The organism is Clostridium pasteurianum (assembly GCF_001705235.1).
Classification (GTDB): domain Bacteria; phylum Bacillota; class Clostridia; order Clostridiales; family Clostridiaceae; genus Clostridium_S; species Clostridium_S pasteurianum_A.
Genome location: NZ_MCGV01000001.1, coordinates 3,948,237 through 3,969,697, shown reverse-complemented (window position 1 = coordinate 3,969,697; position 21,461 = coordinate 3,948,237). Strand labels below are relative to the sequence as shown.

12 protein-coding genes are annotated in these 21,461 nt (G+C 31.2%); 5 read left to right on the top strand and 7 right to left on the bottom strand.

Features of this window, described 5'->3' with window-relative positions; genetic code table 11:
* Positions 1-56: 56 nt before the first annotated feature.
* Positions 57-1,514 carry an ArnT family glycosyltransferase gene (locus BEE63_RS17690; protein ID WP_066022640.1) on the top strand — a complete coding sequence of 486 codons (1,458 nt, stop codon included), beginning with the start codon at positions 57-59 and terminating at the stop codon, positions 1,512-1,514.
* Positions 1,515-1,563: 49 nt separating this feature from the next.
* Here BEE63_RS17690 and BEE63_RS17685 read toward each other — a convergent pair whose 3' ends face one another.
* The gene (locus BEE63_RS17685) at positions 1,564-2,898 is read right to left on the bottom strand and encodes a PLP-dependent aminotransferase family protein (protein WP_066022639.1); all 1,335 of its coding nucleotides are present in this window, start codon (positions 2,896-2,898) and stop codon (positions 1,564-1,566) included.
* A gap of 175 nt (positions 2,899-3,073) precedes the next feature.
* Here BEE63_RS17685 and BEE63_RS17680 point away from each other — a divergent pair, with 175 nt between their 5' ends.
* Positions 3,074-4,411 carry an MATE family efflux transporter gene (locus BEE63_RS17680; RefSeq protein WP_066022638.1) on the top strand — a complete coding sequence of 446 codons (1,338 nt, stop codon included), beginning with the start codon at positions 3,074-3,076 and terminating at the stop codon, positions 4,409-4,411.
* A 42-nt stretch (positions 4,412-4,453) separates the two neighbouring features.
* Here the strand turns inward: BEE63_RS17680 and galU are convergent, their stop codons facing one another.
* The 4 genes from galU to BEE63_RS17660 all read right to left on the bottom strand — a co-directional run bounded on the left by galU (position 4,454) and on the right by BEE63_RS17660 (position 15,261).
* Complete coding sequence (gene galU / locus BEE63_RS17675) at positions 4,454-5,317, bottom strand: UTP--glucose-1-phosphate uridylyltransferase GalU (protein ID WP_066022637.1); 864 nt, start codon at positions 5,315-5,317, stop codon at positions 4,454-4,456.
* Positions 5,318-5,337: 20 nt separating this feature from the next.
* Positions 5,338-7,536 carry a glycosyltransferase family 39 protein gene (locus BEE63_RS17670; RefSeq protein WP_066022636.1) on the bottom strand — a complete coding sequence of 733 codons (2,199 nt, stop codon included), beginning with the start codon at positions 7,534-7,536 and terminating at the stop codon, positions 5,338-5,340.
* A gap of 179 nt (positions 7,537-7,715) precedes the next feature.
* Positions 7,716-11,192, bottom strand: coding sequence for a TIM-barrel domain-containing protein (locus BEE63_RS17665; RefSeq protein ID WP_066022635.1), 3,477 nt, complete (start codon positions 11,190-11,192; stop codon positions 7,716-7,718).
* Positions 11,193-11,397: 205 nt separating this feature from the next.
* Entirely contained in the window at positions 11,398-15,261 is a 3,864-nt protein-coding gene (locus tag BEE63_RS17660) for a chitobiase/beta-hexosaminidase C-terminal domain-containing protein (protein WP_081312593.1), read from the bottom strand.
* 600 nt (positions 15,262-15,861) lie between these two features.
* Here BEE63_RS17660 and BEE63_RS21270 point away from each other — a divergent pair.
* Together BEE63_RS21270 and BEE63_RS17650 are read left to right on the top strand one after the other, a co-directional pair.
* On the top strand, positions 15,862-17,181 hold the full coding sequence (locus BEE63_RS21270) for a LamG-like jellyroll fold domain-containing protein (protein WP_081312592.1): 1,320 nt from the start codon (positions 15,862-15,864) through the stop codon (positions 17,179-17,181).
* A gap of 225 nt (positions 17,182-17,406) precedes the next feature.
* Positions 17,407-18,225, top strand: a complete 819-nt coding sequence (locus BEE63_RS17650; protein WP_066022634.1) for a hypothetical protein — start codon at positions 17,407-17,409, stop codon at positions 18,223-18,225.
* Positions 18,226-18,792: 567 nt separating this feature from the next.
* Here the strand turns inward: BEE63_RS17650 and BEE63_RS17645 are convergent.
* Positions 18,793-18,972, bottom strand: coding sequence for a winged helix-turn-helix transcriptional regulator (locus BEE63_RS17645; protein ID WP_066022633.1), 180 nt, complete (start codon positions 18,970-18,972; stop codon positions 18,793-18,795).
* Between the two features lie 203 nt (positions 18,973-19,175).
* Here BEE63_RS17645 and BEE63_RS17640 point away from each other — a divergent pair, with 203 nt between their 5' ends.
* Positions 19,176-20,363 carry a DegT/DnrJ/EryC1/StrS family aminotransferase gene (locus BEE63_RS17640; protein ID WP_066022632.1) on the top strand — a complete coding sequence of 396 codons (1,188 nt, stop codon included), beginning with the start codon at positions 19,176-19,178 and terminating at the stop codon, positions 20,361-20,363.
* A 45-nt stretch (positions 20,364-20,408) separates the two neighbouring features.
* Here BEE63_RS17640 and BEE63_RS17635 read toward each other — a convergent pair whose 3' ends face one another.
* Positions 20,409-21,401, bottom strand: a complete 993-nt coding sequence (locus BEE63_RS17635) for a 3'-5' exoribonuclease YhaM family protein (protein ID WP_066022631.1) — start codon at positions 21,399-21,401, stop codon at positions 20,409-20,411.
* Positions 21,402-21,461: the final 60 nt, after the last annotated feature.

Here is a 21,461-nt window from a genome sequence, read left to right as displayed (position 1 = left end):
TGATATAATAAACAATATTTTATTATTTTACGTATTAAATTTATGGAGGATACATAATGTCGTCATCTAATAAAACTTCTGCTCAAGCTTCAAATAATTTTGTCGAAAAATATTACTTTCCAATTCTAATTATTTCACTAATAATACCAATATTTAATTTATTTTATAAACTTAGTTTAGGAACCATTCAAGATTGGGATGAAGCTAGACACGGAATTACAGCCTTTGAAATGATAAAAAATAATAACTTTTTAATTTCAACCTATGGTTATAAAATAGATTATTATAACTTTAAGCCACCCCTTGGAATGTGGATGATAGCATTATCTTATAAAATATTTGGCTATAATCTTTTTTCCTTAAGACTTTTTTCTACTTTAAGTTCATTTTTTACAGTATTAATTGTAAGCAAAATTTTAAAAGATAGAATAAGTAAATTGGCTTCAATAGTTGGATTAATTATCTTAAGTACTAATTACCTTTTCATAATTTGGCACACCGGTAGAACTGGAGATTTTGATGCAGGATTAACTTTACTTTTCACATTATTAATTTACTTTTTACTTAAAATAGATAATTCTATAAAAAACTTTTACATTGCAGGTTTTATTTTTTCTATGGCTTTTCTACTTAAAAGTTATGCAACACTTCAAATTATAGCTGTTGTTGGACTCATATTATTAATTACAGGCAAACTATTTAAGATAACCTTTAAAGAATATCTAATCTTCTTTGCATGCAGTTTTATTCCAATATTTATATGGGCTGGACTAAGATATAATTTTGATGGCACTAAATTTTTAAAATCCATGATAACCTATGACCTTTTAGCCAGATCCACAAGCACAATAGAAGGCCACAGTGGAAGTATAACTTATTATCTAAAATATTTTGTTAGAAATAATTACTATATTACTTTTTACATTGCTTTTATAGTACCTATATACATATTTACAAATAAACTAAAAATAAATTTACAAAATAATAGATTTATGAAAATTTCCATTTTAGTTTGGGCTCTTGTTCCTTTTATATTATTTTCATTGTCTAAATCCAAATTAATATGGTACATAAACGGAATATATCCTGCTCTAACCATATTATTAGCATGGATGACTAACTCTTTAATTAAGAACAAAGCTGTTTCATCAAATCTTAAATATTTTGTATGTTTTATTCTTATTTCATGCTCTATATGCGGTGAATTTTCTATAGTACATAAAATTAATACCTCATCAATGCCTGCTTCTCAAAATGTACTTATTGATTTAAAAAACAAAGAAGATTTGAAAAATAGCACAATATATACTGATGAATGGTCACAATCAAATATGTTTATTACAGAAGTTTTATGCAATTTAAATCCAAAAGAAAGCTCTAAAGATAATTTTGTTAATAATAAAGTTAAAGGATTATACTTATTAAATAATAGCAAAACCAATAGGTCTTTTGTTCATGATAAAAAATGTACTGTTATTATGAACAATGATGATTATATTATAATAAAACAGTAAATACATATAATTGCAGTGAAAATAATCCTCATTGCAATTTTTTATTTCATTACGTATATTTTTCTATTTCATCTACAATTCCTAAAATGCCTTTTTTTATTTTATGCAAATTAGTTCTACTTAAGCTAATTCTCATAAGTCTGCTGCTATTACTATTTAAATAAAATTGTGATGTATCAAGCATTATTATATTTCTCAATTTTAATTTCTTAATAATATAACTCATATTTACAGTTCTATTTATTTCACAGCTAGCAAAAAATCCCGACTTTGGAATATACCAATTTATTTTTGAACTACCTAAATTCCTAGTTAATCTATTCAGATAATTCATCCTCCCAGTATACACTTCCTTAAATTTTTTAATATTTTCATCGAACATACCACTTTTTATATATATCTCTAAAGCCCCCTGTGAAAGCACAGATGTATTTAAATCATTCCATCTTTTATACTCTATAAAATCATTTGTAAACCTACTTGGAAGCACTGCTGCTGAAATTCTAAGTCCAGGAAGAAGAACTTTAGAATATGATTTTAAATAGATAACCCTTGAATTCATATCTAAGGCATACATTGGATCTGATTTTTTATCTATATCTAAATCCCCAAGATAATCGTCCTCAACTACATACACATTATATTTATTACAAATTTCTATTATTTTTCTCTTATCATCATTTGAATATGACAGGCCTGTTGGATTATGAAATCTTGGTATAGTATAAAAAAATTTTATACTTTCTTTTTCAAATATATTCTGAAGCTCATCAAAATCTATACCATCATAATTTCTTTTAATTCCAATAATATCTACATGATTAAGTCTCAAAGACTTCAAAACACCGTGATATGTAGGCTGTTCCACAAGCACTTTTTTCCCACCATTTCCAAAATCCATCATTGTAAGTATATTTATAGCCTGCTGAGAGCCTGATGTTATAAATACATTCTTCTTCTCTGCAAATACCTGATAATTCTGGAGCTGTTTCATAATGGCATCAATTAAATTAGGAAGTCCCTGTGCATTTGAATTACTAAAAAGGTTGTCCTTGTATAAGTTCATTGCCACATCCGTGCAATGTTGAAATTCTTCATATGGTAAAATAGCTTTATCTGGTGCAGCTGAAGCAAAATCCACTTTATTATTTGAAACTTCATCACTTAAATTCAAATCTCTTTCAATAAGGTAATATCCACTTTTAGGTATAGAATAAACTATGTGTTCTTTTTCCATCAAATCATAGGCTCTAACCACTGTTGTTTTACTGCAATTAAACCTTTCTGAAATATTTCTTATTGATGGAAGCTTTTCACCTGATTTTATATTACAATTCAATATTTCATTCTTTATATATTTTATAATTTTATCATATTTGTTCAAAGCATTTTCCTCCTGCGCATGCACACTTATAATACTATTTTACACCATGGACAGTTTAATTTTTAATATTAGAAACTTAATCTGTACCAGTTCACATTAAGTTTTTTATTCTTGTACCACATGTAAGTTCTATTTTACACTGTACCTATAACATTTTTAAAGAGGAGACTTTAACATGAAAGATTTAACTATAGGGAATGAACGTACAGTTATATTAAAATTTACTTTACCAATACTCTTAGGTAACTTATTCCAACAATTATACAACACTATAGATAGTATAATTGTTGGAAACTTCCTAGGTAAAAATTCTCTTGCTGTAGTCAGTGACTGCTTTAACATAAACTTTGCCATATTCCTCATAATTATAGGATTAACTTTAGGTACAAATATACTCACAGCAAAATTCTATGGTGAAAAAAATATAGCTAAAGTAAAACAAGCTATTGATACCTCATATGTATTTATATTAATTACATCAATATTAATTACAATACTAGGAATTATATTTAGTAAATATATATTAATTTTCTTCAAAGTTCCTTACACTCTTATGAATGAAGCAAATTTATTCTTTAAAATTCTTATGCTTGGAACTATTGGTTCCTTTGGTTATAACACCATAAGCAGTATTTTAAGAGGCATTGGAGACTCAAAAACTCCACTATATTTTCTCATACTGTCTACCGCTGCAAATATATTTTTAGACATTCTATTTATAGTAATCTTCAAAAGTAAATCTTACGGAGCAGCATTTGCAACAATAATATCTCAGACCATTTCTTTTATAGGAATTTTTATTTACTTTAATAGGTCATATTCTGAATTTAAATTTAATATAAAAAATATAAATTTCAGCACATATGTATTTAAATTAAGTTTAAAAATAGGACTTCCCGCTGCCATTCAAAAATTGTTTTTATCTGGTGGTCTCATAGTTAATCAGATTTTAATAAACAGTTTCGGTGAAACCTCTATTGCAGCTTTTGCAGCAGCTTCAAAGCTTGATTCTTTTGCGCAAATGCCTGCTGCTAATTTAGGAGATGCATTGTCTGTTTTTACCGCACAAAATCTTGGTGCAAATAAAAAATCAAGAGTTAAAAAAGGATTTATTTCTACTTTCATAATTGGTTTTATTATATGCTTAATAATTTCTGTAATAGTTGTGATCTTCTCCAAAAACTTAATGAGACTTTTTGTAAAAGATACTTCTGTTATTAGCATAGGAAAAAATTATCTTTTAATAGTAGGATCTTTTTATATTGCCTACTCGGCTATGAATGTAACAAATGGCGTTCTACTTGGACGTGGCGATTCAATTTCTGCTATGATTTCAACTATAGTATCTCTATGGTGTATTCAACTGCCTATATCAATATTTATGTCATATAAAATTGGTGTAAGCGGAATATGGCTTGGGATTCCTGCTGGTTGGGTTTCTGGTTTTGCTTTAAGGTTATTATTCTATTTTAAGGGAGAAACAAAAAATTCTAGAGAGCATAAAGTACCCTAGAATCTGTATTTCTCATGAGATCACTTAAATAAAGCTTAACTATTAAAACTCTATAGTTGAAAGATATCTCATAAGATCTTCTCTTAAATTATTATTTTTAAGAGCAAACTCAATATTAGCTTTCACGAATCCCAATTTATCTCCTATATCATATCTCTTCCCCTCAAAACAATACGAATATATTGCTTCTTTTTCAAGTAATTCTTCTAAAGCATCTGTAAGTTGAACCTCTCCACCTTTTCCAGGTTTAGTATTCTTTAATACTGGAAATATCGATGGTGTTATTATATATCTACCTAAAATAGCTATATTGGAAGGTGCTTCTTCTATTTTAGGCTTTTCCACTAAATTTTTAACCTTGCATACCTTATCTTCAATTTCTAATCCATCTACGATTCCGTACTTTGATACATCCTTCTTATCAACTTCTTGAACACCCAAAATAGATGTATTGTATTTATCGTAGCAATCCATAAGTTGTTTTAAACATGGCACTTTGTTATCAACTATGTCATCGCCAAGCATAACCGCAAAGGCTTCATTTCCAGCAAAACTTTCAGCAAGACTTATAGCATGACCTAACCCTCTAGGTTCTTTCTGCCTTATATAACATATATTAACCATAATACTTACGTTTTGAACTACTTTAAGTAATTCATTTTTATTGCTATTTCTTAATTCTTCTTCAAGTTCTACTGATTTATCAAAGTGATCTTCAATGGATTTTTTGTTTCTGCCAATTATTATTAATATTTCCTCAATACCTGCTGCAACTGCTTCTTCAACTATATATTGAATTGTCGGTTTATCAACTATTGGTAACATTTCCTTTGGCTGAGCTTTTGTAGCTGGTAGGAATCTAGTTCCTAAGCCAACTGCTGGTATCACTGCCTTTCTAATTTTCATAATATTGCCACCTTTCGTTACTATTTGTTTTTAATACTATCTGCATAAGATTTTAAATCATATAATTGTGAGTTCATTCCGTCCATTCTACCTTGTGCATTTCCACCTTTACTTTGGTCACTTGAACTTTTACTACTAACTGCATTTTGTTTAGTGGTAGTTTGAGTTTTCTGATTGCTATATTCACTTGAATCCACTAATTTACCCATTTTTTGAACCCAATTCATTATTTCACTGCTGGAGTTTCCTCCACCTCCGCCACCAACCATAACATACCTTATTTTACCTTGCTTAACCAATTCTTTAAATTGAGCCAGTGTAAGTATCTTATCATTGCCCATGAATCCACCTAAGCACATTACGGGCTCTCCAGTTTGTACTATTAACTCTGATGCTGAATTAGCATTTTGAACTACAAGTAGATACTTTTCACTACTGGTCTTATTCTTTTCTAGAAATTGAATAAGTTTTGAGTTAGAATTATTTCCACCTTGAGTCATACCAATATTGCCACCTCCCATGCCGTGACCGCCGCTCGATAAAATTTCTAGGCCTGCTACTGGGAATGAACTATTAACTGCTGTAGTAAGCACAGCACCCGAGCCTATAAGTGGCGCTACTATTAGTCCTGCTATAACCAAACATGTTAGTTTTTTCTTAAACTCAACATCTTTTAAATCCTCTATTTTCATACCCGTTATATTCAATACTAAAAGTATTATAGACGGTACAATATTTAGTAAAACTACTATTATCATTAATACTTTTGCAATACTTAATGAACTTATAAAAAATGAAAGCATAAGTAACTGAGTTGCTCCGTTTACTGCAAAAGCTACTGGTAATAAGTAAGCTTTCCATCCACCCTCTTCATAAAGTTCCCACAAACAAGTGACTCCTATTCCAGCCAAAGCTGCTGTTGGAGGGGCGAACATTGTTAAGTAATATGGATGCCATGTACCTGTATTAAAGCTGAAATATATAAATTCAGGCAAGAACCACATAAACCACATTACAATAGATTGTTTTCTCTTATTATCAAGACGGAATCTTAATTTTTCCTTAAGCACAGATGCTATAAATCCAAACATTGCAAGTGGTAAAAACCACACTACTTGATCTGCAAGTGTATTTTTAGAAAATAATCTTGTCACTCCTGCAGTAACAGTTCCACCAAATGTTGATGTTTGGAATCCTGATGAATTACTGTCTTGTCCACCTGGGCCTCCCTGACCTCCTGGTCCACCTTGCATGTTACCAATCTTACTACTTGAACTTGAACCTCCTGGACCGTCCTGCATCTTGCTGCTGTTACTACTTGAGCCTCCTGGCCTTCCTTGGCCTCCTGGTCCACCTTGGATATTAACACTTGAAGAATTCTTTAAATTTCCCGGCATAGATTTTCCACCACCAGGGCCACCTTGTTTAGAACTAAAGGATAATCTCTCCGAACCATTATGTCCGAATATTAAATTTATTACTGTATTATTACTACTACTATCCACATATGGTCTACTTGATGCAGGAAATAAATCAACAGCAAATGCCCAAGATAAAGAAACAACCACTAAAATAAGAGTTCCACAAACTAAATTTATTAACCTTTTCTTAATAGATATAGTTGTTGTAAGAAGATACGTTATATATATAGCTGGAATAACCATGTATGCTTCTAGCATTTTTACATTAAAGCCAAATCCCACAAGAGCTAAACTTATTATTAAATACTTCATTTTCCCTTTCTCAGCTGCAACTGTAAGTGCCCACATTGCTAATAGTAAAAACATTATAAGTATGTTATCTATAGTATTATTTCTACTTACAGCTACAAAAATTGGTGTTATAGAAAGAAATAATGCTGAAAAAAGTCCTGCCGCACTTCCAAAAGATTTTTTGACTATTATGTATATTAATATAACAGAAATTACTCCTGCTAATGCCGAAGGTAATAATATACTTACACCACTGTATCCAAATATTTTAGCAGATATTGCTTGAAACCAGAATCCAAGCGGCGGTTTATCAATACTTACAAATCCAGAAGGATCAAAAGCTACAAAAAAGAAATTCTTAAAGCTCATAGTCATGCTCTTTACCGCTGCTGCATAATATGCATTTCCAGTTCCCTCTATACTTAAATTTACAAAGTTTAATATTGATGATAATATCACAATTATAGTTAAAGCTATATTTTCTTTGGTAAAACTAATTTTTCTCATTTAAAGTTCACTCCCCTTATTGTAATTTGCATCCTTAAGTTATTATGTAAAAATTATAAAACACAATTTACTGTACAAATATCAAAAGTTTATGTGAACTCTATGTGATTAAATTTTTTCTATAAAAAAATATTGTAAATTCAAAAAAGATGCCGCAATAAGCGACATCCCTTTTGTTATTAATTAGGATTAGTTTTATACCATGCTCCATCCTTGTACCATTCTTCACCTGAAACCACAAATCCTGGTACATTATGAGCTGGAACTTGATTCGTTCCATCATTAAATAGTATATTAGCACTTGAAGCATTTTCGATAGTATATGAATACCATCCATTGCCATCGCTAGTCATTTTTGCTCCTGGCCATGCTGGTCCCGTTACTCCACCTGTAGCCCCATAAAAATATATATTAGGTTCTCCCCAAGTACTTATATTTTTGAAGTGAACTTTCATATAGATATTATATTTTTGTGAATATGCCTGTGATTTGTCTCCATTAGCATCTACAGCTATAAATTCAATTGTTCTACTTGAATCTATTGTAATGGGCCCAGTATATTTTGTACTATTACTGGTTGGTACAGTTCCATCAATAGTATAATATATTGTTGCATTTGGATCTGATGACGTAAGTGATAGTGTTTGACTTCCTGCATATCTTCCCTCTTTTAAACTTGGAGAAATAGTTATTTCTGGATTGTACTGATATAATGCTCCATCTTTATACCACTCTTCTCCTGTAACATCAACGGCTGCACTTTTATTAGTCCCATCATTAAAGGTAGCTTTAGCAGCTGTTGTATCTTTAATAATGTAGGAATACCATCCATTACCATCATTATTCATCTTTACGCCTGGCCAATTTGCTCCTTTTACTCCACCAGCGGCATTATCATAATATACATTTGGTTCTCCCCAGCCACTTGGGTTTTTATAGTGTACTTTTATATAAGTAATGTATTTCTCAGTATATACATCTGATTCATTGCCTTTAGAATCTCTTACTATAAACTTAAGTATTTTACTTGAATCTATTGTAATTGGTCCTGTGTATTTTGTGCTTGAAGCAGTTGGTTCAGTTCCATTAGTAGTATAATATATTGATGCATTTGGATCTGAAGCTGTAAGTGAAACCTTTTGAGGTGATGTATAAGTTCCTCCTTTTACATCTGCATAAGCTGTTAATTGAACAGGATTACACGGTATATTTATATGTTTTGCATGTCCTGCATAAACTTTTACATAGGTAACACTACCATATATGTCAGTTCCAGCTGCATATCCTTCTCCTGTTGCTTTCTTTAGCTCATCATAACTTGCATATTTGGTTAACTTACGTCCTCCTACAGTAACATCTCCATTTGCTTTTACGTGCATTTTAACTATATAATTTTTCAAATCGGATTTATAGCTGCCTTTCTTTGAACTTATATTAAATTGTACAGCTTTTGAATCACAGGCTCTTTGAAGTGTCATTTTTTGATCAAAGTAACCATCATTCTCATAATTATAAGTATTTCCATCATCATCATAGTAATCAAAGGTTGAAGTGTCTGCTCCTGGAAAAGCATCTACATATACGTCAGTTATTTTCTTTTCACCTACATAGTTTTCATAGTCCTGTGTAGGAATTATTGCACCACTCTTTATAAATATAGGAACATCATCCCAGGTAGTTGAATTTACAGCATAATTTATACTTTGCCCACCTGTATATTGGCGACCTGTCTTATAATCTATCCAATTTCCTGCTGGTAAATATATGCTCTTTGATGTTTGTCCTTCTTCAACAACTGGTGATACAAGCATATAATCTCCAAACATCCATGCTTCCTTATCATTTGCTGTATTAGCATCATTAGGATATTCCATCATGAGTGATCTTACAAGTCCTAATCCAGTTTGTGATAAGTTTCTATCATATGAGTATACATATGGCATTAATTCATATCTTAACTGCATAACTTTCTTCGCAGCAGATTCCGCAGTGCTACCAAATGCCCATGGATAACGTACTTTATCCTCTTGACCATGGACTCTAAATATAGGTGTAAATGCACTGAACTCAACCCATCTTGCGTAGTTCTCACTTGATGGATCATCACCATTAAATCCACCTGTATCCATTCCCCATCTAGCCTCACCTAAGTTAACTGCTGAAAGCATTCTTTCACGTTGATTTGCCATGCTTTGAAAGCCGCTATTTATATCTCCAGACCACATGCCATAAGCATATCTCTGGGCTCCTCCATAATAACATCTATTAAGTGACCATACTCTTTGGTTTTTATATTCTCTTTGACCATCATATATGGCTCTTTCCATGTTCATGTTTCCAAAATTACCGAACTTAGTATCCTCATCACATTCATCATTCCAGAAACCTACAATACCTTTATCAAAAGCATCTTGTATATGCTTCCACCACCAGGTTCTAAGCTCAGGTATTGCAAAGTTTACATTCTCCATTTGTTTTCCGCAGCAGTAATCACTCTGTGCTGAATCACCTGGAAGCCACCAATTTTTTGATGTTACATAATCTGCCTGAACTGAATCTTTGAGAATTCTTGGTTTCATTATTCCTGTTAATTTAAGTCCCTTGGAATCCATATACTGTTTAAGCTCACCCGACTCTGCAGATGGGAAATTATCTGTATTCCATTTAAATTCACCATAGTTGTCCTGCCCCCACTCTTTCCAATCAAAATCAAGACAGAAGTTATCTATTGGAATTTGCTTAGAACGATAGGTATTAATTACACTTTTAAGCTTGTCTTCATCAGTTCCACTTCCTGATAATGAATTCTTCCATCCCCATTGAGTATTTGTAAAACCAGTTGCCCATTTTGGAAACATTGGTGCTTTACCTGATACATCAGCTTCCTCTGACATAACCTCCTTAGGACTTCCTACCATCACATAATAATCTGTATCGGTTTTAGAATCCCCATTATAGCTAAGAGATGTATCTCCTACTGAAAAGTTTCCTCCATCTGAATCTACAAGTACTCCATATCCATCATTACTCCATATAAATGGTGCTCCACAGTGTCCTTGATACCCTGCATAAACAGATGTATTGCCACTTCTAAGCATTCCTTTACTTGAATCATCGTTAACATTGTATCCACTTACCCCATAAAATCTATCTCCAGAATTATGTGTAAAATTTACGCTCTTACTTGCAACTGAAGCTTGTTTTAAGATCAATTTATCTTGTAAATCATAAACAGAAATACTTAAATCCGTTTTACTTATTTTTAAAGTCATTTTTGAGGTCTTTATAATCATAGGATCCGATTTAAGATCACTTGCTTCTATTTTAACTTTACTCCATTTTTTATTAGAATCTATGACTAAGGTATCCTTACTTGATTTTCCGCCTGGTTTATAATCAACCTTAAAAAGTTGAGGCTCACATATCTGTATGTCTGTTTTATCAGCACCCTTTTTAATCTTCAATACATTACCCTTTAATTTAGCAGAAAATTTCTTTGGCGAAGCTACTTTACAACTTACAATAGTTTTCGTATTAGTATCAGCTTTTACAACATTTGAGCTTAAAACTTTAGGATGAGCGCTTACTACTAACGCGGCAGCAACAAGACAATATAACGTCTTTTTACATAAACAGTTCCTTTTAGTATTGTCCATTTAATGTTTACCACCTTTCAATATTTTGTTTTAATTTTTCTCATTTTAGTTATTTAAATTCATATATATTAAATCATAAATGTATAAATTTTAAATCTAAAAGGGTTGTTACATCAAATAAAATAATATAGTGCAACTTAAAATCAGTAACCAATTAATTTAATTATTAATGCAACAACCCAATTTTAGGTCATTTCAATATACTTTATCTAAAACTAAGGTCTGGAACTAATATATTTTTCATACATAATCCTAATTTTGTTGAAGCAGATTGTGCTCTTATAATTGAATTAGCATCAGGATTACTTTGATACCATGTTCCATTTTCACACCATTCTTCTCCTGTAACATCATATCCTGGCTGGTTTTTGCCTGGAGTTTGATTTCTGCCATCAGTAAATAATACTTTTGCACTTGTCCAATTTTTAATAGTATATGAATACCATCCATTGCCTTCACTAATCATTTTTATTCCTGGCCAATTTGCTCCTTTTTTGCCTGAAGCGTCATAATAGTACACGTATGGTGCTCCCCAACCACTTGGATTTTTAAAGTGAACCGTTACAAAATCGCTTACTGGATTTATTTGATATGTTTCTGTATAAATAGCTGATTTATTGCCTTTTGCATCTACTGCAATAAACTTAAGTGTAGTAGTTTTAGCTATATTAATTGGTCCCGTATATTTTGTACTGCTTACTCCTGGATCTGTTCCATCAGTAGTATAGTATATCGTTGCATCTGAACTTGTTGCTGTAAGTGATACCATCTGTGCTGACGTATAATTTCCACCCTTTACACTTGCAGCTGCAGTTAAGCCATCTGGGTTAGATGCATACCATATTCCATTTTCATACCATTCTTCTCCTGTAACATCAAGTCCTGGCTGGTTCTTTCCTGGAGTTTGATTTGTACCATCAGTAAACAATACCTTTGCAGTTGTCCAGCCTTGAATAGTATATGAATACCATCCATTGCCTTCGCTGGTCATCTTTATTCCTGGCCAATTTGCTCCTTTATTACCTGAAGCATCATAATAGTACACATATGGTGCTCCCCAGCCACTTGGATTTTTAAAATGTACAGTTACGCCTTCATCTGCTCTACGTATGTTATATACTTTTGTATAAACATCAGAAACATTATTTGGATTTGCAGCATCTACAGCTATAAATTTAAGTGTTTGAGAATCTTTTGCTGGATTTAAAATTATTGGTGCTGTATATTTTGTACTGCTTGATGTTGGAGTTGTTCCGTCAGTAGTATAGTATATTACTGCATTCTGTTTTGAAGCTGTAAGAGTTACTGTTTTAGCACCATAGTATGTCCCTTCAGCTAAATCTGCAGATGCTGTTAAAGGTATATTGATAGTATAATTTTCTGTATCAACATCAGATTTATTACCTTGAGCATCTACTGCTATAGCTTTAATAGTTGTATTTGAATCTATAGTAATTGGTGCTGTATATTTTGTACTATTTTCTGTTGGCTCCGTTCCATCTAAGGTATAATATATTGTTGAACCTGGTCTTGAAGCTGTAAGAGATACATTTTGTGCACTTGCATAAGTTCCACCCTTTACACTTGGAGTTACTGTTAAAGATGCAGGTTCAGCTGTTGTAGGTACAATTATATCTTTTGCATCACCGGCAGCAACTTTTACATAAGTAACATCACCATATTTATCAGTTCCAGTTGCGTACCCTTCTCCTGAAGCATTTTTAAGTTCATCATAACTTGAACACTGTTTTAATGCTTGTCCGTTGGAAGTAACCGTATTTAATGCTTTTGAATGTACTTTCACTATATAATTCTGTAAGTCAGGTGTATAACTTCCTGAATTTTTACCTATATTGAATTCTACATAGGTTGAACCATTATCCTTTTGAAGAGTCATCTTCTGATCAAAATAAGAGCCTTTTTCATAATTATAAGTATTTCCATCATCATCATAGTAATCAAAATTTGAAGCTTCTGTACCTGGAAAAGCATCTACATATACGTCAGTTATTTTCTTCTCACCTACGTAGTCTTCATAATCCTGTGTAGGAATTATTGCACCGCTCTTCATAAATATAGGGACATCATCCCAGGTATTTGAATTTACTGCATAGTTTATAGTCTGTCCACCATCATATTGTTTTCCTGTATTATAATCTATCCATTTTCCTGCTGGTAAATATATATTCTTTGATGTTTGCCCCTGTTCAACAACTGGTGATACAAGCATATAATCTCCAAACATCCATGCTTCCTTATCATTTGCTGTATTAGCATCATTAGGATATTCCATCATAAGTGATCTTACAAGTCCTAATCCAGTTTGTGATAAGTTTCTATCATATGAATATACATATGGCATTAATTCATATCTTAACTGCATAACTTTCTTTGCAGCGGATTCCGCAGTACTCCCAAATGCCCATGGATAACGCACTTGGTCTTGGTTACCATGAACTCTAAATATAGGCGTAAACGCACTAAACTCAACCCATCTAGCATAATTTTCACTTGATGGATTTCCGCTATTAAATCCACCTGTATCCATTCCCCATCTTGCCTCACCTAAGTTAACTGCTGAAAGCATTCTTTCACGTTGATTTGCCATACTCTGGAAGCCAGTATCTATATCTCCAGACCACATACCGTAAGCATATCTTTGTGCTCCAGAATAGTAGTTTCTATTAATTGACCATACTCTTTGGTTTTTATATCCTCTTTGTCCGTCATATATAGCTCTTTCCATGTTCATGTTTCCGAAGTTACCAAAGTTAGAATCTTCATCACATTCATCATTCCAGAAGCCTACAATACCTTTATCAAAAGCATCCTGTATATGATTCCACCACCAGGTTCTAAGTTCAGGTATCGCAAAATTTACATTCTCCATGTCCTTCTTACAACAGTAATCATTCTGTGCTTTATCACCTGGAAGCCACCAATTTTGTGATGCTACATAATTTGCCTGTTGTGAATTAAAAAGAACTCTTGGCTTCATTATTCCTGTTAATTTAAGTCCCTTAGAATCCATATATTGTTTTAACTGACCTGACTCTGAAGATGGAAAATTATCTGTATTCCATTTAAATTCACCATAGTTGTCCTGTCCCCACTGCTTCCAATCAAAATCAAGACAGAAGTTATCTATTGGAATTTGCTTAGAACGATAGGTATTAATTACACTTTTAAGCTTGTCTTCATCAGTTCCACTTCCTGATAATGAATTTTGCCATCCCCATTGGGTGTTTGTGAAACCGGTTGCCCACTTAGGAAACATTGGTGCTTTACCTGATACATCGGATTCTTCTGACATAACTTCCTTAGGATTCCCAAGCATTACATAATAATCTGTATCGGTTTTAGAATCTCCATTATAACTAAGCGATGTATCTTCTATTGAAAAGTTTCCTCCATCTGAATCTACAAGTACTCCATATCCATCATTGCTCCATATAAACGGTGCTCCACAGTGTCCTTGATATCCTGCATAAACAGGTGTATTGCCATTTCTAATCATTCCTTTGCTTGAATCATCTTTGATATTGTATCCATTAGCTCCATAAAATCTATCTCCAGAATTATGTGTGAAATTTACGTTCTTACTTGCAACTGAATTTTGTTTTAAAATCATTTTACCCTGCATATCATACGCTGAAATGCTTAAATCTGATTTACTTATTTTTAAAACCATTTTTTTAGTTGTCACAACCATAGGATCCGAATCAAGATCACTGGATACTATGTTACCTGTACTCCACTTTTTATCAGGATCTACTACTAAAGTTTTATCACTTGATTTTCCACCTGGTTTATAATCAACCCTAAACAGTTGAGGTTCACATATTTGTATACTAGTTTGATCTGAACCATTTGTAATTGTCAATGTATCTCCTGTTAGCTTTGCCGAAATATTTGAAGCTGCTTTAACACTATTAGCCTTAATGCTGGTATTAAAATCAGCAGCGGTATTCAATCTTAATGTTTGAGGTACAGTATTTACTACTAATGCGGCAGCAACAAAACAATATAATGTTTTTTTCCATATAGGTCTTTTATTAACACTACTCATTTAATTTTTACCACCCTTCATTACTTTATTTATAATATTTCATACTATTTTTCTCAAGTACTTTTAAATTTGTGCAATCGATTGCACAATTAGGTAAAAAAAAAGATTTTTTTTCGTTAGTTATAATATATTACTTTTAATAATTAGAATCTTTACACCTCCTTTACAGATAAAGTATATACCAATTTTGCATACTTGTAAACGTTATTTTTAACATTTAATTACACGTGTACATGATTTATCCATGTGTATTCTCTTCTTTTTAGCATATTTTTATCTATAAATCTCTTTTTCTGAATTTTTTGTAATATTATCAAATTACTACTTATAGTTAAACTTATGACATTTTGATATATCAATAAAAGGTACTGCTGCACTAAATATAAATATTGCAAAGCAAAAATAAAAAAAGAATTAAGAATGAATGTAAATTTTCTATAGCATAGCGGCAAAAAATCATCCATCATTCTTAACTCTTCATTCTTCATTAATTTTTTATATGGCAGTTACTTTATTTATTTCCATTAAGTATATATTGTCATATCACGATAATGATATTGTTTATAAGTAAAATAATATATATTTTGGGAGGATAATAAAATGAAGAAAAAGTTTAAAGTTATTGGATTATTTTTATGTGCATTTTTTGTAGTAGCTTCAGTTATATTTAGTGGTGACAGCAGTAAAATATTTGCAAATGTAACTAAAGGTTCTTCAAATAATAATGCAGTTGCAGCAATAAATACTGAAAACTATGTACCTAAGAAAGATTATTCATCTAATTTAGTAGCAAATTATAAAATGGATGAAACAAGTGGAACAGTTTGTAAAGATAGCTCAGGACATGGAAATGATGGTACTTATAATGGTACTACAAGTGTAAATGATAATGCTGGAACATATAGAATCTTTAATGGTAGCAATGATTATATTAATTTTAATAAGCCTATAATACCAGCTGGTAAGAAAAGTATAATGTTTAGAATAAAATGCCAACATTATGCATCAAATTGGAGAAGTTTACTTAATAATTATCAAGGGGATTGGTCAAAAAAAGGAATTGGATTTTATGTAACAGATTCTGGCTATTTATCAATTCTTATGGCTAATGGATCGACTTTAACTTATACTATATCTATGCAGAGTAATATTAAGGTAGATGATGATAATTGGCATACTATATTATTTACTTGGGATGGGACTACTAATTCTAATTGTGTTAAATTATATATTGATGATTTAATAAAGCCAAATGTTTCTTCTACTGCATCTTCAGTTGAAACAGATGCTGCAACATATAGTTTACTTGTAGGAACAGCGAGAACTCCTGATATGATGTACCGTTATAACGGTTCTTTAGCCGATTTACAAATATATAATGATGTAATAGAATGCAACAGTGTGGCAACAGGAATAACGTTAAATAAGACAACAGATTCAATAGAAGAAAACAAAACTGATGATACTTTAACAGCAACAGTAACACCTGATGATACAACTAATAAAACTGTATATTGGACAAGTAGCGATTCAAATGTAGTAACGGTAGATAAACTTACGGGAAAGATGACAGCAGGAAGCAGCGAAGGAACAGCAATAATTACAGCAACTACACAGGATGGAAGTAAATTAAGTGCTACATGTACGGTTACAGTAACAAAAGCAAAGGATCCAACGCCTACAACTGGCGGCAATAGAGCAACGTTAATAATTAATATGGCTAATGGAAGCACAAAACAGTATGATTTATCAGAAAGTGAGTTAAATGACTTTTTGAATTGGTATGATGCAAGGTCGAAAGGAACAGCAGCTGCGTATTATGTAATTAATGTTCCTGCAACTGGATCATATTTAACAAATAAGGATTATATACCATTCGATAAGATAGATGATTTTAAGGTTCAGGAGTATACAAAATAGTAATATTCATTTTCAAAATATATTCATGCCTTAGAATTTCAAACATACTAATCTTAGTAAGTTAAAAGTTAAGAATGAAGGAAGATTTTCCAGAGCAAGGATGCGGAAAACTCTCCTTCATTTTTAATTTCTAATTTTAATGTACTATAAATTTTATTAAACAATTGTACCTATCTCAAATATACTATTTATGTAAGTTTTTAATAATAACATGAGGTTATAATTATGGAAAATACTAATTTAGATATCTTAAAATTTAATGAGAGGTATTTTAGACCTTCAAAACTAGTTGCTATAAATGTAAAAGACTTTAGCTATGAATTTCTTGATAAATACTGGAAAGAAGATTACAATAAGATAACCTTGCCAAATTATCTATTTATCTCCCCTAAAGAAACCGTTATTAATTATTTTAGTATTTTAAGAGAGGCGTCGAGTATATCAAAAGGTGGATGCGGAAGCATTGGAAATGGAGTGGAACCCTACCCTATTTCCTACAGCTTTCTCACAGAAGATTTTAAAAAAAGACTTGATTATAAAAGTTACTCTGAAATGTTTAAAGAAATTGGTCATATCAATTTAATAAAACTAAGAAATATACTAGATGCTAATAATACTAATGTATATAAATATTTTTTTGAAATAGAAACCATAGAACCATCTGTAAATGGTAATACAAGTTTTGCCTATTACTATGGATTTATGTATATAAAAAATGAGAACGGCAGCTACAAAATTTCTGATATAGATTTAAGGGGTGAGGATTTTCTGTGTGCTCCCTACCATGGTTGGGCACATAATGCTGAACTGTATGTAAATACGGTTTACGGTGATTGGTGCAAACTAATTAAAGTTGTACATCCTACAGAACAAATTGGTTATGTAAAAAACATTTTTGTTTCTGGAACAGATGGAAATGAATACATGTTTCAATTTTTTCAGCTAACAAATGGTACAGACATACAGGTTAATCAATTTATAAAAAATATCAATGGACAATGGGTTCCTACTATAATTGATGTTAATAAATGTTTAAATCTGTGAAGTAATAGTATTTTGAAAAATTAAATAAAAATCATAAGACTAAGCTTCAAATTATAAAGAGACTAAGTAATTTTAATAACTCGCGTAAAAAAGCTCAAACAAATTAAAATTTCTAAGTCTTTTTATAATTTGAAGCAAGTCTTATTGACTTTTATTTAAATCGTTTCCAAAATACTATTACTTCACTTAAAATAAAAGCAAGGTAAATTTTTCTCCGCTTCCCTACGAAAAATAATATAAATATCAAACTAAATCAGCTATTTAAATTTGGCAAACTTCGTAGAATTATTGAAAGTTTACTTGTCTAAATAGTGATTTACTAATTATTCCTAAAATTCCGTAGGAACGGAGGAATTTTTTCCTTGCTTTACTCTCTAATCGAATTAACATTGATGAAGTAACAATTTAAAAAAGTTCTAATAAATCTTGGTTAAAAAATCATAAAATACTTAGAGTTTTCAATTTGTCTGAACGTTAGTGAGTTATTGAAAACTCTTAGGATTTTATGATTTTTTAACCTTAGATTTATAGAATTTTTTTAATGTTACAAATCAATGTTAATTCGATTTATTTTTCCACTGAATAATAGCATCTCTTAGGCGATATAATTTTTCCATCAGTTTTTAATGATTTAATTGCTTGATTCACTTCCTTTGAATCAATACCTGCCTTTTCAGCTATATCCTTAGTTTTAAGAGGTTCTCCTGCATCATTTAATATTTTTAAAACAACTTCTTTTGTATCCATAATAAACTTCCTTTCATTAATATTTATTATTATTTAATAATCTATATTTATTAATATACTACTTTTTTAAAAAGTTGTAAATAATAAATTTAAATCTTATAATATTATTAGACTTTAAATTTGCTTATATGTATAAACCAAACACAATTTATGACGATTTTATTACTATGTGGTTTATCTCTAATTTGAAAGGCGGTAATTACATGAAAAAATACAATATACCCTTCTCTCCACCAGACATCACTGAGAAGGAAATAGAAAAAGTAGTTGAAGTTTTAAAATCTGGATGGATTACTTCAGGGCCTAAAGTTGCAGAATTTGAAAAAAAAGTAGCTGAATACTGTGAGTGTGAAAAAGCAGTTGCCGTTTCCAGTGCAACCTGTGCTCTTGATTTAATACTTAGAGTTCTTAATTTCAATCCTCCCTATGAAATAATAACTACCCCTTATACTTATGCATCTACTTCAAATACCATATGTCATAGAGGTATAAAGCCAAAATTTGTGGATCTAGAAAAAGATTCATTCTTAATAGATATAAATAAAATTAAAGATGCTATAACACCAAACACAAAAGCAATAGTAACAGTTGATATTGCTGGAATTCCCCTTGACTATGATGCCATAAGGAATCTTTTAAAAGAATTACATAGAGAAGATATAGTTTTAATATCAGATTCTTCACATGCTTTTGGAGCAACATATAAGGGAAGAAGAGTTGGATGTCAGGCAGACTTTCACGTATTTTCTTTCCATGCAGTAAAAAATCTAACTACTGCTGAAGGTGGAGCAATAACTTTTAATAATAATCATTTTAATGGAAAAAAGGATTTATATAAGGAACTTAAATATACTTCATTAAACGGTCAAACTAAAGATGCTCTTACAAAATCTAAAGCTGGCGGTTGGCAGTATGATATTTTAACTGACGGTCTGAAATGTAACATGACAGATATTCATGCAGCAATCGGTCTTGTACAACTTACACGTTATGAAGATATGCTAAAAAAAAGAGCAGCACTTACAGACCTTTATGATGAAGCTTTAAAGGATAAATCATGGGCAATCATACCTTTTAAGAAAGATTCAGAAAAGGAAACTTCATATCACTTATTTCCTTTAAGAATAAAAAATTTTACTGAAAAACAGCGTAATGATGTAATAAATATACTGGCTGAAATAGGAATACCTACAAATGTCCATTTTACGCCTCTTCCAATGTTTACTTATTATAAAAATTTAGGATATTCTATAAAGGATTACCCTAATACTTATGATCAATATAAAAATGAACTAACACTTCCACTGTATTCTTCCCTTTCTTTTGAAGATGCGAAAAGTGTAGTAGCTGAAGTTATTAAAGCAGTTGAACAAGTTATAAAAACTGCATAAAATTATAAGTGGCTGTTGCATTAAATGCAGCAGCCACTTATAATTTTATTCTTCATTTTTATCTAAGTTAGATTTATATATTCTTCTTCTATCAAGAGACCATACTGGATCTGACATTTCACCTGGATTTATTCCCTCAACTGCTTTTCTCATGTCGAACATAGCAGCATCCATATCATCTAAATGATGAAGAACTTCTGCCTCAGGAAACATTGGCTTTTTAGGGCTTCCGTATTCTGCCTCATAGTGATGTGATAATACCATGTGCTCAAGCATCATAGATACTTCCTTACTTGCTCCAACTTTTTTAGCTGAAGTTCTTACCTTTTCCACACCTAAAATTATATGACCTAAAAGCTGCCCCTCTATACTGTAGTCAGTAACTATCCCAAGCTCTGATGATTCCATTTCCTCAAGTTTTGCCATATCGTGAAGTATCGCACCTGCATATATTAAATCTGTATTCAAAAATGTATATACCTCACTGATTTTTTCTCCTGCCTTAAGCATAGTAGTTGTATGATATAAGAGTCCAGAACGAACTGAATGATGATTTTTCTTTGCTGCTGGCCAGTACATTAATTTTTCACCAGCTCCTTCTAAAACATCATATACAATGTTTTTTATATCTTGATTTTTTATCTTATCAGCATATTCAAGTATAGTGGCGTACATATCATCTGAAGAATATGGTGCTGATGGAACAAAATCTGATATTTTAACATTATCATCATCTACGGTTTTTCTTATTTTATCTATTTTAAGTTGAAGATTATTCTGCCATTCTATTATAGTACCTCTTACCTTTACAAGCATGTTGTCTGTAAAATTTTTTTCATCTTCATCTGATGCATCCCAAAGTTTTCCGTTTATATCACCGGTTTTATCTCCAAAAGTAAAATTAATAAACTTCTTATTGTTTGATGAGATTCTTTTCTCCGCTGATTTAATTATGAAAAACCCATCTATTCTATTACCCGCTTGAAATTCCTTAATAGTTTTTAACTCTACCAAAATATTCCTCCATTCTTTATGCATTTAAATAATAACTACATAAATATTGTATTATTAGGCATCTTAAAAAATAATAATTCCATG

What these genes read in the sequence shown, in the direction of transcription:
- BEE63_RS17690 (WP_066022640.1), top strand. Translation starts at nt 57, where the DNA reads ATGTCGTCATCTAATAAAACTTCTGCTCAAGCTTCAAATAATTTTGTC.
- BEE63_RS17680 (WP_066022638.1), top strand. Translation starts at nt 3,074, where the DNA reads ATGAAAGATTTAACTATAGGGAATGAACGTACAGTTATATTAAAATTT.
- galU (WP_066022637.1), bottom strand. Translation starts at nt 5,317, where the DNA reads ATGAAAATTAGAAAGGCAGTGATACCAGCAGTTGGCTTAGGAACTAGA.
- BEE63_RS17670 (WP_066022636.1), bottom strand. Translation starts at nt 7,536, where the DNA reads ATGAGAAAAATTAGTTTTACCAAAGAAAATATAGCTTTAACTATAATT.
- BEE63_RS17665 (WP_066022635.1), bottom strand. Translation starts at nt 11,192, where the DNA reads ATGGACAATACTAAAAGGAACTGTTTATGTAAAAAGACGTTATATTGT.
- BEE63_RS17660 (WP_081312593.1), bottom strand. Translation starts at nt 15,261, where the DNA reads ATGAGTAGTGTTAATAAAAGACCTATATGGAAAAAAACATTATATTGT.
- BEE63_RS21270 (WP_081312592.1), top strand. Translation starts at nt 15,862, where the DNA reads ATGAAGAAAAAGTTTAAAGTTATTGGATTATTTTTATGTGCATTTTTT.
- BEE63_RS17650 (WP_066022634.1), top strand. Translation starts at nt 17,407, where the DNA reads ATGGAAAATACTAATTTAGATATCTTAAAATTTAATGAGAGGTATTTT.
- BEE63_RS17645 (WP_066022633.1), bottom strand. Translation starts at nt 18,972, where the DNA reads ATGGATACAAAAGAAGTTGTTTTAAAAATATTAAATGATGCAGGAGAA.
- BEE63_RS17640 (WP_066022632.1), top strand. Translation starts at nt 19,176, where the DNA reads ATGAAAAAATACAATATACCCTTCTCTCCACCAGACATCACTGAGAAG.
- BEE63_RS17635 (WP_066022631.1), bottom strand. Translation starts at nt 21,401, where the DNA reads ATGCATAAAGAATGGAGGAATATTTTGGTAGAGTTAAAAACTATTAAG.